The sequence below is a fragment of the Streptomyces sp. SID1328 genome (genome assembly GCF_009865595.1).
Lineage (GTDB): Bacteria > Actinomycetota > Actinomycetes > Streptomycetales > Streptomycetaceae > Streptomyces > Streptomyces griseoluteus.
This window is the reverse complement of sequence record NZ_WWKH01000001.1, coordinates 1-13,674: the sequence shown is the minus strand read 5'-3', so window position 1 is coordinate 13,674 and position 13,674 is coordinate 1. Positions and strand designations below refer to the sequence as shown.

At 73.4% G+C, this 13,674-nt stretch carries 15 protein-coding genes and 2 pseudogenes; 10 read left to right on the top strand and 7 right to left on the bottom strand.

Annotated elements, in window-relative coordinates; genetic code table 11:
* The 5 genes and pseudogenes from GT030_RS00085 to GT030_RS00065 form a co-directional block, all read left to right on the top strand.
* Positions 1–257, top strand: a pseudogene (locus tag GT030_RS00085) (hypothetical protein); the annotation flags it as partial.
* Between the two features lie 46 nt (positions 258–303).
* Positions 304–1,116 (top strand): STM4013/SEN3800 family hydrolase, encoded by an 813-nt coding sequence (locus GT030_RS00080; RefSeq protein WP_161199230.1) that lies wholly within the window; start codon positions 304–306, stop codon positions 1,114–1,116.
* Positions 1,113–2,453, top strand: a complete 1,341-nt coding sequence (locus tag GT030_RS00075; RefSeq protein ID WP_161199228.1) for an STM4012 family radical SAM protein — start codon at positions 1,113–1,115, stop codon at positions 2,451–2,453. Before GT030_RS00080 ends, GT030_RS00075 begins: the two co-directional genes overlap by 4 nt.
* 10 nt (positions 2,454–2,463) lie before the next feature.
* The gene (locus GT030_RS00070; protein ID WP_161199227.1) at positions 2,464–3,312 is read left to right on the top strand and encodes an STM4011 family radical SAM protein; all 849 of its coding nucleotides are present in this window, start codon (positions 2,464–2,466) and stop codon (positions 3,310–3,312) included.
* A 104-nt stretch (positions 3,313–3,416) separates the two neighbouring features.
* The gene (locus tag GT030_RS00065) at positions 3,417–3,968 is read left to right on the top strand and encodes a type 1 glutamine amidotransferase domain-containing protein (protein ID WP_161199226.1); all 552 of its coding nucleotides are present in this window, start codon (positions 3,417–3,419) and stop codon (positions 3,966–3,968) included.
* A 30-nt stretch (positions 3,969–3,998) separates the two neighbouring features.
* Here the strand turns inward: GT030_RS00065 and GT030_RS00060 are convergent, their stop codons facing one another.
* The 4 genes from GT030_RS00060 to GT030_RS00045 form a co-directional block, all read right to left on the bottom strand.
* Positions 3,999–5,630 carry an NAD(P)/FAD-dependent oxidoreductase gene (locus tag GT030_RS00060; RefSeq protein ID WP_161199225.1) on the bottom strand — a complete coding sequence of 544 codons (1,632 nt, stop codon included), beginning with the start codon at positions 5,628–5,630 and terminating at the stop codon, positions 3,999–4,001.
* On the bottom strand, positions 5,623–6,090 hold the full coding sequence (locus tag GT030_RS00055; protein WP_161199224.1) for an SRPBCC family protein: 468 nt from the start codon (positions 6,088–6,090) through the stop codon (positions 5,623–5,625). The genes GT030_RS00060 and GT030_RS00055 overlap by 8 nt, the downstream gene beginning before the upstream one ends.
* A gap of 210 nt (positions 6,091–6,300) precedes the next feature.
* Positions 6,301–7,347 carry a helix-turn-helix domain-containing protein gene (locus GT030_RS00050; protein WP_161199229.1) on the bottom strand — a complete coding sequence of 349 codons (1,047 nt, stop codon included), beginning with the start codon at positions 7,345–7,347 and terminating at the stop codon, positions 6,301–6,303.
* Between the two features lie 81 nt (positions 7,348–7,428).
* Positions 7,429–7,965, bottom strand: coding sequence for an isochorismatase family cysteine hydrolase (locus GT030_RS00045; protein ID WP_161199223.1), 537 nt, complete (start codon positions 7,963–7,965; stop codon positions 7,429–7,431).
* Positions 7,966–8,081: 116 nt separating this feature from the next.
* Here GT030_RS00045 and GT030_RS00040 point away from each other — a divergent pair, with 116 nt between their 5' ends.
* Positions 8,082–8,501, top strand: coding sequence for a CBS domain-containing protein (locus GT030_RS00040; protein WP_161199222.1), 420 nt, complete (start codon positions 8,082–8,084; stop codon positions 8,499–8,501).
* Positions 8,502–8,553: 52 nt separating this feature from the next.
* Here GT030_RS00040 and GT030_RS00035 read toward each other — a convergent pair whose 3' ends face one another.
* The 3 genes and pseudogenes from GT030_RS00035 to GT030_RS00025 all read right to left on the bottom strand — a co-directional run.
* The gene (locus GT030_RS00035; protein ID WP_161199221.1) at positions 8,554–8,757 is read right to left on the bottom strand and encodes a hypothetical protein; all 204 of its coding nucleotides are present in this window, start codon (positions 8,755–8,757) and stop codon (positions 8,554–8,556) included.
* A 15-nt stretch (positions 8,758–8,772) separates the two neighbouring features.
* Positions 8,773–9,141 (bottom strand): hypothetical protein, encoded by a 369-nt coding sequence (locus GT030_RS00030; RefSeq protein WP_161199220.1) that lies wholly within the window; start codon positions 9,139–9,141, stop codon positions 8,773–8,775.
* A 75-nt stretch (positions 9,142–9,216) separates the two neighbouring features.
* Positions 9,217–9,394 (bottom strand): annotated as a pseudogene (locus GT030_RS00025) (ornithine decarboxylase); the annotation flags it as partial.
* A 236-nt stretch (positions 9,395–9,630) separates the two neighbouring features.
* Between GT030_RS00025 and GT030_RS00020 the strand changes: the two are divergent.
* The 4 genes from GT030_RS00020 to GT030_RS00005 form a co-directional block, all read left to right on the top strand.
* Entirely contained in the window at positions 9,631–9,813 is a 183-nt protein-coding gene (locus GT030_RS00020) for a hypothetical protein (protein WP_161199219.1), read from the top strand.
* Positions 9,814–10,181: 368 nt separating this feature from the next.
* Positions 10,182–11,243 carry an NAD-dependent epimerase/dehydratase family protein gene (locus tag GT030_RS00015; protein ID WP_161199218.1) on the top strand — a complete coding sequence of 354 codons (1,062 nt, stop codon included), beginning with the start codon at positions 10,182–10,184 and terminating at the stop codon, positions 11,241–11,243.
* A gap of 40 nt (positions 11,244–11,283) precedes the next feature.
* Positions 11,284–12,918, top strand: coding sequence for a carbamoyltransferase C-terminal domain-containing protein (locus GT030_RS00010; protein WP_161199217.1), 1,635 nt, complete (start codon positions 11,284–11,286; stop codon positions 12,916–12,918).
* A partial coding sequence (locus tag GT030_RS00005) for a glycosyltransferase (protein ID WP_161199216.1) occupies positions 12,915–13,674 on the top strand: 760 nt, incomplete at its 3' end. The genes GT030_RS00010 and GT030_RS00005, both read left to right, overlap by 4 nt.

Here is a 13,674-nt window from a genome sequence, read left to right as displayed (position 1 = left end):
CCGCGGCCTGCTTCCCGGACACCCTCTGCGTCGGCGTCGACCTGCTGCCCGCCGTCGGCTGGCGCCGCGCCTTCGTCGGCGAGGTCAACGCCTTCGGTGATCTGCTGCCCCGGCTCACCGGCCTGCCCGGCGGCGGCGCCGAGGGCCTCGACACCTACGCGGCCCAGGTCGCCGCCGCCCTGCGCCGGGCCCCGCTCACCGGGCGGCCCGGCCCGCTCCACCCGCACAGAACAGGAACCACCCATGTCAGCGCCTGACCCGGCCACCGCCCGACTGCCCGAAGTCGCCCCCGGCGTACCGGACATGAACCGGATTATCGGCAGCCACGACATCCTGCTGGTCACCCTCGACACACTCCGCCACGACGTGGCCGCCGAACTCGCCGAGGCCGGCCGCATCCCGAACCTGGCCCGCCATCTCCCCGAGGGCCGCTGGGAGAAGCGGCACGCGCCGGGCAGCTTCACCTACGCCTCCCACCAGGCCATCTTCGCCGGCTTCCTGCCCACCCCGGCCGAACCCGGCCGCCATCCGCGCCTGTTCGCCGCCGCCTTCGCCGGCAGCGAGACCACGGCCGACGGCACCTTCGTCTACGACACCCCCGACCTGGTCTCGGGCCTCGCCAAGGCGGGCTACCGCACGGCGTGCGTCGGGGGAGTGGGCTTCTTCAACAAGCAGGGCGCGCTCGGCTCGGTGCTGCCGGGACTCTTCGAGGAGTCGCACTGGGAGCCGGAGTTCGGGGTCGCCTCCCCGACCTCCTTCGAGTCCCAGGTGGCCCGCGCCGAGGAGATCGCCGCCCGGACGGCACCGGAGCAGCCGCTGTTCCTCTTCGTCAACGTCTCCGCGCTGCACCAGCCCAACTGGTTCCATCTGCCCGGCGCGAGCAAGGAGGACGGCGACTCCCGCGCCACCCACGCCGCCGCGCTGGAGTACGTGGACCGGCACATCGGCCGCCTCTTCACCGTCATGAGCAGCCGCCGGCCCTGCTTCGCCCTCGTCTGCTCCGACCACGGCACCGCCTACGGCGACGACGGCTGGACCGGCCACCGCATCGGCCACGAGTCGGTGTGGACCGTGCCCTACGCCCACTTCCTGCTCGACCAGGGCGGCACCCGATGACCCCGGCCACCGCGACCGCCCCGGCCCCGTACCAGAGTTATGTGTACGCCTACCCGCACAAGACCGCGTACCGGAAACTCGATGACCGGCCGCTGCTGAGGGACCTCTGGGCGGGCGAGCCCAAGGACGCGCTCTCGCTCTATCTGCACGTCCCGTTCTGCGAGGTGCGGTGCGGGTTCTGCAACCTGTTCACCCGCATCGGCGCCCCGGACGGTCTCACCGGGGCCTATCTCGACGCGCTGGAGCGGCAGGCGGGCGCGGTGCGGGAGGCACTGGGGGAGCGGGAGCCGCTCCGGTTCGCCACCGCCGCCTTCGGGGGCGGCACCCCCACCTTCCTCACCGCCGCCGAGCTGACCCGGCTCTGCGACATCGCCGAGCACCGGATGGGCGCCGACCTGCGCGCCGTCCCCCTCTCCGTGGAGGCGTCCCCGGCGACGGCCACCACCGACCGGCTCGCCGTCCTCGCCGAGCGCGGCGCCACCCGCCTCAGCCTCGGCGTGCAGAGCTTCGACGACACCGAGGCGCGGGCCGCCGTACGCCCGCAGCGCCGGGCCGATGTGGAGGCGGCGCTCGGGCGGGTGCGGGAGGCGGGAATACCCGTGCTCAACATCGACCTGATCTACGGCATCGACGGGCAGACCGAGCGCACCTGGCTGCGCTCGCTGGACGCCGCGCTGGCATGGCGGCCCGAAGAGCTGTACCTCTACCCGCTCTACATACGCCCGCTGACCGGCCTCGGACGGCGCGCCGACGCCGCCGACCCGGAGTGGGACGAGCAGCGGCTCCGGCTGTACCGCGCCGGACGAGACCATCTCCTGGCGCACGGCTACGAGCAGCGGTCCATGCGCATGTTCCGGCGCGCCGACGCCCCGGCCGAGGGCGCCGACGACTACGCCTGCCAGACCGACGGCATGATCGGCCTGGGCTGCGGCGCCCGCTCGTACACCTCCGGGCTGCACTACTCCTTCGACTACGCCGTCGGCATGCACGAGATCCGCGCGATCATCGACGACTACACCGCCCGGCCCGCCGCCGACTTCGCGCACGCCGAGTACGGGCGCCGGATGACCGGGGACGAGCCGCGCCGCCGCCACCTGCTCCAGTCGCTGCTCCAGGCGGACGGCCTGGCGGTGGCCGACTACCGCGCCCGGTTCGGCGGCCGTACCCCGGCCGAGGACTTCCCGGCCGAGCTGGCCCGGTTCGCGGACCTGGGCTGGCTGGAGTCCGGCCCGGTGCTGCGGCTGACGCCGGAGGGGCTGGCGCACTCCGACGCGCTGGGCCCCGCACTGTTCTCCCCGGCCGTGCGGGCCGCGATGGCCGCCTACGAGCGCAAGTGAGCCGCCCGTCATGGACCTGACCCTGCTGTACCGGGGGCCACTGGCCTCCTGCGACTACGACTGTCCCTACTGCCCCTTCGCCAAGCGCCGGGACAGCCGGGAGCAGTTGCGGGCCGACCGGGCGAGCCTGGAGCGGTTCGCCGGCTGGGCCGCCGACCGCACCGAGGACCGGCTCTCGGTGCTGTTCACGCCCTGGGGCGAGGGGCTGGTGCGCTCCTGGTACCGGCGCGCCCTGACCGACCTCTCCCACCGGCCGCACATCCGCCGTGTCGCCATCCAGACCAACCTGAGCTGCCGCACCGACTGGCTGGCCGACGCGGACCGCGACACTCTGGCGCTGTGGTGCACGTACCACCCCGGCCAGACGCCGTACGACCGGTTCCTCGGGAAGTGCCGGGAGCTGGACCGGCTCGGCGTCCGCTACAGCGTCGGCATCGTCGGGCTGCCCGGGCACCTCGACGCGGCCCGGCGGCTGCGGGCGGAGCTGCCGGAGCGGGTGTACCTGTGGGTGAACGCGGCCGAGGGGCACACCTACGACGACGCGGAGGCCCGGGTGTGGACCGGGATCGACCCGCTCTTCCCCTACAGCCGGCATCCGCACGCCAGCGCCGGGCTGCCGTGCCGTACCGGTGAGTCGGTGATCTCGGTGGACGGCGACGGCACGGTCCGCCGCTGCCACTTCGTCCCCGCCGAACTCGGCAACCTCTACGACGGCTCCTACCGGGCCGCGCTCCGCCCCCGCCCCTGCCCGCTGACCAGCTGCGACTGCCACATCGGCTACGTCCATCTGGAGACCCTGCCGCTGTACGACGTGTTCGCGGGCGGGGTGCTGGAAAGGATTCCCGCCGCCGTCGAATGAATCGGGGCCAAAGGGGCAGCCGGTGCAGGTAAGACCGGCGCCGGACGCCGCCACGGGCGACTTCCGCACCGGGAAGCAGGGGGAGACGGGAGGAGTACGAACCCATGGCTCTCGACGGCAAGAGCGTCCTCGTTCTCACGACGAACTACGGGACGGAACAAGACGAACTGCAGAAGCCGGTGGCGGCCCTGCGCGACGCGGGTGCCCGCGTCGTGATCGCGGCTCAGAAGCAGGAGGCCATCGCCACCCTCGTCCTCGACAAGGACCCCGGTGAGAAGGTCGAGCCGGACACCACGCTCGCGGAGGCGACGTCGGAAGGTTTCGACGCGGTGGTGGTCCCCGGCGGCACCCTCAACGCCGACCAGTTGCGCATCGACGAGGACGCACAGCGCCTGGTCACCGCGTTCGCACGGGAGGGCAAGCCGGTGGCGTCGGTCTGCCACGGCCCCTGGCTGCTGGTGAACAGCGAACTCACCGAGGGCCGCGACATGACCTCCTACCAGACGCTGACGGAAGACCTGGTCAACGCGGGCGCCAACTGGACGGACCAGGAGGTCGTGGTCGACACCGAGGGCGGCCACACCCTGATCACCTCCCGCCACCCCGGTGATCTCGACGCCTTCTCCTCCGCGATCATCCGCACCCTGGAGGGCTGAAGCCTTCAGGGCCCGCCCGGAGCGGGGCGGTCAGCGGTTCCCCACCGCGGCCGCCCCGCTTCCGCGCGTCAGGGTCCGCTGCACCAGGGACATCGCGTCCGCGACGGAGCGGCGGATACCCAGCGCGGCCCGCGCCGCGTTGGCACCGGGGGCACCGTGCACCCCGCCGCCGGGGTGCGCGGAGGAGGAGGCGAGGTACAGCCCCCGGACCGGCGTCTCCGGGCGGCCGGTGCCCGGGATCGGCCGGAACACCGCCTGCTGGTGCAGGGAGGTGGTGCCGCCGTTGAGGGCGCCCACGCTGAGGTTGGCGTCCTCGGACTGGAGCGTCAGCGGTGACAGCACGCGACGGCTCAGGATCCGGGCGCGGAAACCGGGCGCGAACTGCTCGATCCGCTGCTCCATCCGGTCCGCCATGATCTCCCGCTCGGCCGCGTCCCAGGAGCCGGTGAGCCCGGCGTCCCCGGCGTCGCCGCGCACCTCGCGGGGCAGATGGGTGTAGGCCCAGGCGGACTCGGTGCCCGCGGGCGAACGGGTCGGGTCGGCGGTGGTCATCTGCCCCACCAGCAGGAACGGGTTGTCGGGGATCCGCCCCATGGCGATCTGGGCGGCGAACCGGGTGAGGTCGTCCACGCTGTCCGCCAGATGCACGGTGCCCGCTCCGCCCGCCGCCCCGGCCCGCCACGGGATGGTGGAGTCCAGCGCCCAGTCGACCTTGAAGGTGGCGAAGTCCCACTGGAAGCGCCGCATGTCCTCGCGGACCTGCGAGGGCAGATGCTCGGGGGCGACCAGTTGGCCGTAGAGGACGGGTGCGGAGACGTCCGCCAGCACGGCGCGCCGGGCCGGGACCGTGTCACCGGCGGCCGTACGGACCGCGACGGCCCGGCCGCGCTCGACCACGATCTCCGTCACCGGCTCCCCGCAGCGAATCACGCCGCCCCGCCGCCGGAGCCGGCTGACCAGCGCGTCCGTGAGGCCGACCGCGCCGCCCACCGGCACGGGAAAGCCGAACTGCTGACCGAGCATCGACATGATCCAGCCGAAGCCGCCGCCGATCGCCGACTCCGGGCCCAGGTCCGCGTGCAGGGCGTTGCCCGCGAGCAGCAGCCTGGCTCCCTCGCCGTCGAACTCCTCCTCGCCCAGGCGGCGCACCGGCAGCAGCATGGAGCGGGCGAGGCGCAGGGCGCCGCCCCCGCGCAGCTTCAGACCGAGCATGGCCAGCGCCCGGACCGGCGGCATCGTGGTGAACAGGGCCTGGAGGAGGTCGGGGCCGACCCGGTTCCAGGTCGCGTACAGGGCGCGCCAGGCATGGCCGTCCCGGGGGCAGAGTTTCTCCAGGCACTCGGCGGTGACGTCCACATCCCGGTCGATCACCGCGCAGCGGTCGTCGGCCAGCGGGTGGGCCAGGACGTGCGGGGCGTGCGTCCAGCGCAGCCCGTGGTCCTCCAGCCGGAGTCCGTCGATCACCGGGGAGGCGGCGGCCAGCGGGTAGAAGGAGCTGAAGACGTCGTTGACGAAGTCGGGGTGGACCCCGCGGTCGCTGTACACGGCGCCGCCGGGCCGGTCCTGGGCCTCCAGCACCTCCACGCTCCAGCCCTGGTCCGCGAGCAGGTTGGCCGCGACCAGACCGTTCGGCCCGGAGCCGATGATCACCGCGTCACTCATCGTCCGCCTCCCCGGCGCCGGGGGGCCGCGGACTCTGCCGCTCGACGAGCTTGGCCAGCCGGCCCAGCATGTCCCGGTGCCGGAGCTGGATCACGGCGTCGAGCGCGACGTTGTGCAGCTTGCCGCCCAGCCCGCTCAGCGGATGCTCGTCCACGATGACGAGGGAGTCGCCACCCCAGTCGCGCACGTCGATGGCGATGCGCGCGTCGCCGAAGGGCGCCTTGGCCTCCAGCTCCAGAAACCGCGGCGGCTCGTAGCGGCGCACCACGGTGTAGCCGTCGACGCGGCACGGGCCGAGCTTGATGTTGTAGGCGAGGGACGAGCCCACCTCGGGCCAGTTGCCCTCACGGGGTGCCGTCTCGTGGGTGCCCACGACCCAGTCCGCGTAGCAGGAAGGCTCTTCGAGCACCTTCCAGACGGCGGCCGGCGGACGCCGGATGAGCTGGTACCGGATGGCCACGGTCTCCTCCTTCGCGCAGCATCCGGCGCGGGCCGGAAATGCCCGCGCACTGCCGCACGAGTAACCCGGTGACCACGGATCACGCGTCCCCGCCCCGAACGGATGACGTGAGCGCCCGTCGGAGCGGCGGGGTGGTCCGACGGCAAGGATGTCCTCCAGATGCTGGTCTCCGTGCTGCCCGAGGGGGCCCGCCCCGGTGGCGGGACCCTCTCAGAGCTCCCGCGCGGGCCACCCCAGCAGCCGGGCTCCGATGACGGCCGTCTGCAAGGTGTACCGGTGCACCGGGTCGGCCGGGTTGTTGCCGGTGAGCTGGTGGATGCGCTCCAGCCGGTACGTCAGCGCCCGCACGCTCAGCGCCAGCCGCCGGGCGGCCTCCGCGCCCCGGCACCCCGAGTCGAAGTACGCCTCCAGCGTCCGCAGCAGCGGCTCCGCGCCCCCGCGCGCCGCTCGCAGCGGGCCCAGCGCGCTGAGCACCAGGTCGGCCATCGCCTCCCGGTCCCGCAGCAGCACCGGGTAGACCAGCAGGTCGGCCGCGCGCACCACCCGCTCGGGCAGCTTCAGCCGCTCCGCCAGCTCCAGCGTGCTCAGCGCCTCCTCGTACGACTGCACCACGCCGCCCGCGCCCTGCCGGGGGCGGCCGATGGCGACGCGGCCACCGTCCGGGGTGGCGTGCACCTGCTCGGCGAAGCGGGTCAGCACCTCCTCCTGGTCGCCGGGGGCGATGCAGATCAGCTTGCCGTTCTTCGTGGTCAGCAGGACGCGCCGCTCACTGAACCGGGTGAGCAGAGCCGACTCCACCTGCCGGGTGACCGGGGCGGTGCCGACATACGCCTCATGGCCCTCCGCGACCGCGACCGCGTGCGCGTGGGACAGGACCAGGCCGAACCGCTCGGCGCGCTCGGCCAGCCGGCCCAGGTCGCTGCGGCCGTACAGCAGGTCGTCGACGAACTCCCGCCGCGCCGCCTCCTCCTGCCGTACGGCGAGCCGCTGGGCCCGCTCGTACCCTTCGGCGAAGGCGTCCACCGCCTGCTCGACGGCGGCCAGCACCCTGTCCGCCGAGCGTGCCGGGGTGCCGTCGGGCCACGCGGTGCGGGTGGCCGCCAGGTGGCCGCGCACCAGGGCCCGAAGGCTGTGCCCCGCCTCGGCGGCCCGTTCCCCCAGGGCGCGCCGCTCCGCCAGTTCCGTACGGGTGGGGCGGCGCCCGGTGTGGGAGACCTCGGCCAGCATCCGTGCGTATCCGCCCAGGTACTCGGCCATGTCCAGCTCGGTCACCCCGCGCCCTCCCGCTCCCCCGACGTGGTCCGTCCGGGGGAGCGTATCCGCAGCGCGGTGTCCGGCCTAGAAGTGGATCTCCTTGGCCGGGACCAGCCGGGCGCCCATGTTGCGCTCCATCATCTCCAGCGCGGCCGACTCCAGATGGGGGTCGATGGAGGCGACGGCGTCCGGGGGCACCGTGACCTCCAGGTGGCGGATGTGGGCGTCCAGCGCGGAGTACAGCACGCACTGTTCGGTGACCTGGCCGCACAGCACCACGTGCCGGACGCCCAGTTGCCACAGCAGATATGTCATCGGCGTCTCGTAGAAGATGGAGTGGCGGGCCTTCATCACGAACATCGAGGCGTCGTCCGGGAGGACGGGCTCGACGAGTTCGCGGTGCGGGCCGGCCAGCGCGGTCTCGACCAGCTCGCCGTGGTGGGAGCGCCACTGGCCGAAGTTGTCGTTGGCGTAGATCACCGGGGCGTCCGCCGCGCGTGCGCGGGCGATCAGATCGGCCACCACGGGCACCACCCGCTCGGCCGAGGGCAACAGCAGCTCCGCGTCCTGGTGCTCGTACGTGTTGATCATGTCGATCACGATCAGTGCGGGGGCATCCATCTCGCTCCTCTCTTTCTGACTCCGGCCGAGTACCCGCTTACCGGCAGTGGTGCGAAGTCGCGCCGTGGGGTACCCGGCAGACGCCTTGCACGAAGCGACGAGAAGGGAGGCCCGTGATGGCGCAGCATGTGCGCGACATCATGACCAGCGAACTCGTGACGGTGGAACCGCAGGCGTCGGTGGCGTCCGTGGCCCGGCTGATGCGCGACGAGGACGTGGGCACCGTCCTGGTGACCGAGGACGGCCGGCTGAAGTGCCTGGTGAGCGACCGCGATCTGGTGGTACGGGCCTTCGCCGAGGGTGCGGACCCCGATCAGACCACCGTGATCCAGGCCGCCTCGGAGGACCTGGTCACCATCGGGCCGGACGAAAGCGTCGACCACGCCGTGGAGTTGATGCGTGAGCACGCCGTCCGCAGGCTTCCCGTGGTGGAGGGCGACGAGGCGGTGGGCATCATCGCCCTCGGCGACCTGGCCATCGAGCGGGACGAGACCTCGGCGCTCGGCGACATCAGCGCGGCCAAGCCGAACACCTGACGGACCGGGCCTTCGCCCGGCGGCTGGATCGGCGGCCGCCGGGCGAAGGTCATCAATGGGCCGCGGCTCCGAACTCGGCATGCTGGGTACGCAGCGCCACCGCGGAGTCCTCCTCGGGCGGCCGGCCGTACCGCAGCCGGCGCGCCTCCTGCCGGGCCTCCCGCATCAGCTCCCGGAACTCCTCTTCCGTGAGCCGGCGCCGGGGCCGGGGCAGATTCGTTTCTCCAGGTACCTCGCTGTCCGGTTCTTCCGGCATCTTCGCGTCCCCCTCTCACACCAGCGTCGGATCCATCGGCCACGGCGTCTTCCGGCCGGCCCGCTCCGCCGCCTCCCAGCGCCGGCACGCCCGCACGACCAGACCCACGAGCCCGGCCGCGGTGAGCAGCCACACACCCGCGAGCGCCCAGGTCGGATACGTCTGCCGCAGGACGATGTCGAGTCCGAGCAGCGTGAGGGTCACCACCGCGCCGAGGGTCACCCACAGCGCCAGCGCCCGGCGCGGTGCGCGCCGCGCCCAGGTCGCCGGCCGGCTGGAGACGCTCATGGTGCTCGACCGCCGGGCGAGCACCTCGTCGTTCAAGCCCTGCTCTGTCTCGGCCAGTCTGCGCAGTTCCTGCGGGGTAAGGATCGGTGCGCCCACCGTGAACACTTCCTCTGAGCTGTTGGTACGACTGCGTGCGGGTATCCGTCCGCTTCTTCCTGAAACGTGAAAAATTCAATTTCTTGTGCCGTGTTCCGCGACCACCCGCACCGTCTTCAGGCCAGGGTCGGCCGCGTCCGTTCATGCCCGCCCGGACGCCGGTGACGAGGTAACGCAGTACGGGCTCGGTGAGCCGTTCGCCCGGCAGCACGGCGGGGATGCCCGGCGGATACGGCGTGATCATCTCCGCGGCCTGCTCCACCGGCACGTCCGTTCACCGACGGTGAGGCCCAGTTCCTTCGCCGCGTGGCAGTCGGTCAGTGCGTCGAGGACGGGTGCTTCCTCGTGGTCGAAGGCCATGGGTCCCGGAATTCCCGGTCGTCTGCCGGTCATGCCCGCATCGGGGAGGCACATCCGGTGCGGCCCCGGGTAGACGAGCGGACGCACGAGGCAGGATGCCGGGGAAAGCCAAGGGAGCAGGGAGACACCATGTCCGACGACGACCGTACGAAGCGGCCCACCACCGCCGTGGGGGAGACGCTGCGGGAGATCGCCGACGCCGAGAAGCCCGAGACGCCGGAGAAGCGGGCGCAGGAGCGGCGGCACGAGGGAGAGGGGGCGGACGCGATCACCCCGAACACCGAGGCCCAGCGGGAATCGCAGGGCGACTGAGCCAGGGCACGGGCCCGGCGGCGGCCGGTATGTCTCCCGCAGTACGTTTCAGGAGATGAACGTGGCTTCGCCGCCGGGCCCGCCCATGCGCGGAATTCGGGAAATCCGGGGGCCCGGAGGCGGTGGACGGGCTTCGCGAGACCGCAGCAGGAATCAACGTGTGAACTCTGCCGGCATGGGAACCCCGTGACAGTGCCGCCCCGAACGGCGGATCGCGGAGCGAGCCACGTTCCGCATCGCTCCTGCGATCACTTCACATCCGCAGCTCCCCACACCTCCCCGTGCGAGCGCGCGTCTCCCCTCCCCAGTGACGGTCCCGCCCCCTGGCGTACGGACCGGTGCGACTCGGCGCGGGACCGAGGACTCCCATGACTGATGCCACGCCTTCCACACCCTGGCGGCGCGCCGTGGTGACCGGCGGTGCCGGTTTCCTCGGCAGCCATCTGTGCGAGCACCTCATCGAGCAGGGCGTCGCGGTCGACTGCGTCGACAACCTGTCGTCCGGCTCCCGCGCCAACGTCGCCCATCTCGTCGGCCGCCCCGGCTTCCGGTACTACGAGCAGGACGTGTGCGCCGACGGCACCCCGGACCGGCTGCCGGGCCCCTACGACCTGGTCCTGCACTTCGCCTGCCCCGCCTCCCCGGCCGACTATCTCCGGCTGCCGCTGGAGACCCTGGACTGCGGGAGCCTCGGCACCCGCAACATGCTGGCCGTGGCGGAGCGCGACGACGCCCGCTTCCTGCTGGCCTCCACCTCCGAGGTCTACGGCGACCCTCTGGTGCACCCCCAGCGCGAGGACTACTGGGGCAACGTCAACCCGGTCGGCCCGCGCAGCGTCTACGACGAGTCGAAACGGTTCTCCGAGGCGCTGGTCACCGCCCATGTGGGCGCCAACGGCGCGGACGCGGGCATCGTCCGCCTGTTCAACACCTACGGCCCGCGCATGCGCCCGCTGGACGGCCGGGCCGTGCCCGTCTTCGTCTGCCGGGCCCTGGCGGGGGAGCCGCTGCCGGTGGCCGGCGACGGCAGCCAGACCCGGTCGCTGTGCTACGTCGACGACACGGTGGACGGCATCCTGCTGGTCGCCGCCAGCCGGTCGGTACGGCCGGTCAACATCGGCGGCACCGACGAGGTGACCGTCCGCGACATCGCGCTGCGCGTGGTGGAACTCGCCCGCTCCAACTCCCGGATCGAGTACGTGGACCGCCCCGCCGACGACCCCCAGCGCCGCCGCCCCGACACCACCCTGGCGCGCGAACTGCTCGGCTGGACCCCGCAGGTGCCGTGGGAGGAGGGCATCCGGCGGACCATCGATCACTTCGCCGCCGCCCGCTTCGGCGCACCCGCGCCCGCCCAGCCGCCGGCCTCGCCCAACGGCGACCACCCGGAGCCGTACGGGCACCCCGCGCCGAGCCGCCTGCCCTCGTAAGGCCCGCGTCCCATCCCCCCCAGCTCAACGGAGGCACCGCATGCGCGTCCTCGGCATCAACTCCCTCTTCCACGACCCGGCCGCCGCCCTGATCGTGGACGGCCGTGTCGTGGCGGCGGCGGAGGAGGAGCGGTTCAGCCGGCGCAAGCACGGAAAGCGCCCCGTGCCCTTCTCGGCCTGGGAACTGCCCGAGCTGTCCGCCCGCTGGTGCCTGGACCGCGGCGGCCTCGACCCCTCCGCGCTGGACGCTGTCGCCTACTCCTACGACCCCGAACTGGCGCACCCGGCAGACCAGCTGGGCCTCGACGACCCCTGGGACCGGCTGCGGCAGGAGTACGCCCGCGAGGCCCCCGGCTTCCTGGCCGAGGTGCTGCCGGGACTCGACCCGGAGAAGGTGCGCTTCGTCCCCCACCACGTGGCCCACGCCGCCTCCGCCGGCCAGGCGTCCCCCTACCCCGACTGCGCCGTCCTGGTACTGGACGGCCGCGGCGAATGCGGCTCCCACCTGGCCGGCCGCTACACCGGCCGCCGCCTCGACGTTCTGGCCACGCAGTCCCTCCCCGACTCGATGGGCCTGTTCTACGAGGAGCTCACCGAGCACCTCGGATTCCTGCGCAGCAGCGACGAGTTCAAGGTGATGGCGCTCGCCTCCTACGGCAAGCCCCGCTTCCTCGACGAACTGCGCGGTTACGTCGGCACGGACGGCGAGGGACGGTTCCGGGCCCGCTCGGTGCCCTGGGCCGAGCTGGCTCCGGCCCGGCCCGCCGGGGAACCGTGGACCGAGGAGCACGCCGACCTGGCCGCCAGCGCCCAGGCCTGCCTGGAGGAGGTCCTGCTCGGCCTCGCCCGGTGGCTGCACGAGCGCACCGGCGACCGGGTGCTCACCCTCGCCGGGGGCGTCGCCCTCAACTGCGTGGCCAACACCCGGCTGTACCGCGAGGGCCCCTTCGACACCGTCTGGGTGCAGCCCGCCGCCGGGGACGCCGGTACCGCGCTCGGCGCCGCCCTGCACGTCGCCCACCGTCAGGAGCCGGTGGAGGCGATGCCGACCGCCGCGCTCGGCCGGGAGTGGAGCGTGCCCGAGCTGCGCGCCTGGCTGGAGCGGGCCGCCGTACCGTACGAGGAGCCCGAGGACATCGCGGAGACGGTCGCGGAGGAACTCGCCCGCGACGGCATCGTGGCCTGGTTCCAGGGGCGCAGTGAGTACGGGCCGCGCGCACTGGGGCACCGGTCGCTGCTGGCCCATCCGGGCCGCGCCGCCAACCTCGAACGCCTCAACGCGGTCAAGGGGCGCGAGGAGTTCCGGCCCGTCGCGCCGATGGTGCTGGCCGAACGCGCCGCCGAACTCTTCGACGGCCCGCTGCCCAGCCCGTACATGCTCTTCGTGCACGAGGTCGCCGAGGCGTGGCGGGAGCGCATCCCGGCCGTGCTGCACGTGGACGGCACCGCGCGCATCCAGACCGTGGACCGGGCCGAGGAGCCCCTGGTGGCCCGCATGATCGAGGGATTCGAGCGGCGCACCGGGCTGCCGGTGGTGGTCAACACCAGCCTCAACACCGCCGGACGTCCGATGGTCGACGATCCGCGTGACGCGCTGGAGTGCTTCGGGTCCGCCCCCGTGGACCTGCTGGCCCTCGGGCCGTTCGCCGTCCGGCGCGCGGAGGTCTTCGCATGACGGCCGCCCCCGCCTACACCGTCGTCGTCCCGACGATCGGCCGCGCCTGCCTCGCCGACTGCCTGGGCGCGCTGGCCGGGGCCACCGGGCACCCGCCCGAGGAGATCGTCGTCGTGGACGACCGTCCCGACCCCGCCGGGCCCCTGCCGCTCGCCGCCGCCGGTGCGCTGCGGGAGCGGGTGCGCGTGCTCGGCACCGGGGGCCGGGGACCCGCCGCCGCCCGCAACACGGGGTGGCGCACGGTGCACACGCCCTGGACCGTCTTCCTGGACGACGACGTCCAGGTGCTGCCCGACTGGTCCCGCCGTCTCGCCGACGACCTCACGCGGGCCGCAAGGAGCACCGGGGGCATCCAGGGCCGGCTGTCCGTGCCGCTCCCGGCGGGGCGCAGGCCCACCGATTTCGAACGCGGCACCGCGGGGCTGGAGGGGGCCGCCTGGGCCACCGCCGACATGGCGTACCGGACGGCCGCGCTCGCCGCCGCCGGCGGCTTCGACGAACGGTTCCGCCGCGCCTTCCGGGAGGACGCCGACCTCGCGCTGCGCGTGCAGGCGGCGGGCTGGACGCTGCACCGGGGCGTGCGCACCACCCGGCATCCGGTACGGGCCGCCGACCCCTGGATCTCGGTGCGGGCGCAGCGCGGCAACGCCGACGACGCGCTGATGAACCGGCTGCACGGCCGGGACTGGTGGGCCCGCGCGCAGGCGCCCCGTGGACGGCTGCCGCTGCACGCGCTGGTCACGGCCGCCGGACTCG

Excerpts from the sequence above, each read along its gene's own strand:
- GT030_RS00080 (WP_161199230.1), top strand. The coding sequence starts at position 304 with ATGAACCGGATTATCGGCAGCCACGACATCCTGCTGGTCACCCTCGAC.
- GT030_RS00060 (WP_161199225.1), bottom strand. The coding sequence starts at position 5,630 with ATGAGTGACGCGGTGATCATCGGCTCCGGGCCGAACGGTCTGGTCGCG.
- GT030_RS00035 (WP_161199221.1), bottom strand. The coding sequence starts at position 8,757 with ATGCCGGAAGAACCGGACAGCGAGGTACCTGGAGAAACGAATCTGCCC.
- GT030_RS00020 (WP_161199219.1), top strand. The coding sequence starts at position 9,631 with ATGTCCGACGACGACCGTACGAAGCGGCCCACCACCGCCGTGGGGGAG.
- GT030_RS00040 (WP_161199222.1), top strand. The coding sequence starts at position 8,082 with ATGGCGCAGCATGTGCGCGACATCATGACCAGCGAACTCGTGACGGTG.
- GT030_RS00050 (WP_161199229.1), bottom strand. The coding sequence starts at position 7,347 with ATGGCCGAGTACCTGGGCGGATACGCACGGATGCTGGCCGAGGTCTCC.
- GT030_RS00010 (WP_161199217.1), top strand. The coding sequence starts at position 11,284 with ATGCGCGTCCTCGGCATCAACTCCCTCTTCCACGACCCGGCCGCCGCC.
- GT030_RS00045 (WP_161199223.1), bottom strand. The coding sequence starts at position 7,965 with ATGGATGCCCCCGCACTGATCGTGATCGACATGATCAACACGTACGAG.
- GT030_RS00070 (WP_161199227.1), top strand. The coding sequence starts at position 2,464 with ATGGACCTGACCCTGCTGTACCGGGGGCCACTGGCCTCCTGCGACTAC.
- GT030_RS00075 (WP_161199228.1), top strand. The coding sequence starts at position 1,113 with ATGACCCCGGCCACCGCGACCGCCCCGGCCCCGTACCAGAGTTATGTG.
- GT030_RS00065 (WP_161199226.1), top strand. The coding sequence starts at position 3,417 with ATGGCTCTCGACGGCAAGAGCGTCCTCGTTCTCACGACGAACTACGGG.
- GT030_RS00015 (WP_161199218.1), top strand. The coding sequence starts at position 10,182 with ATGACTGATGCCACGCCTTCCACACCCTGGCGGCGCGCCGTGGTGACC.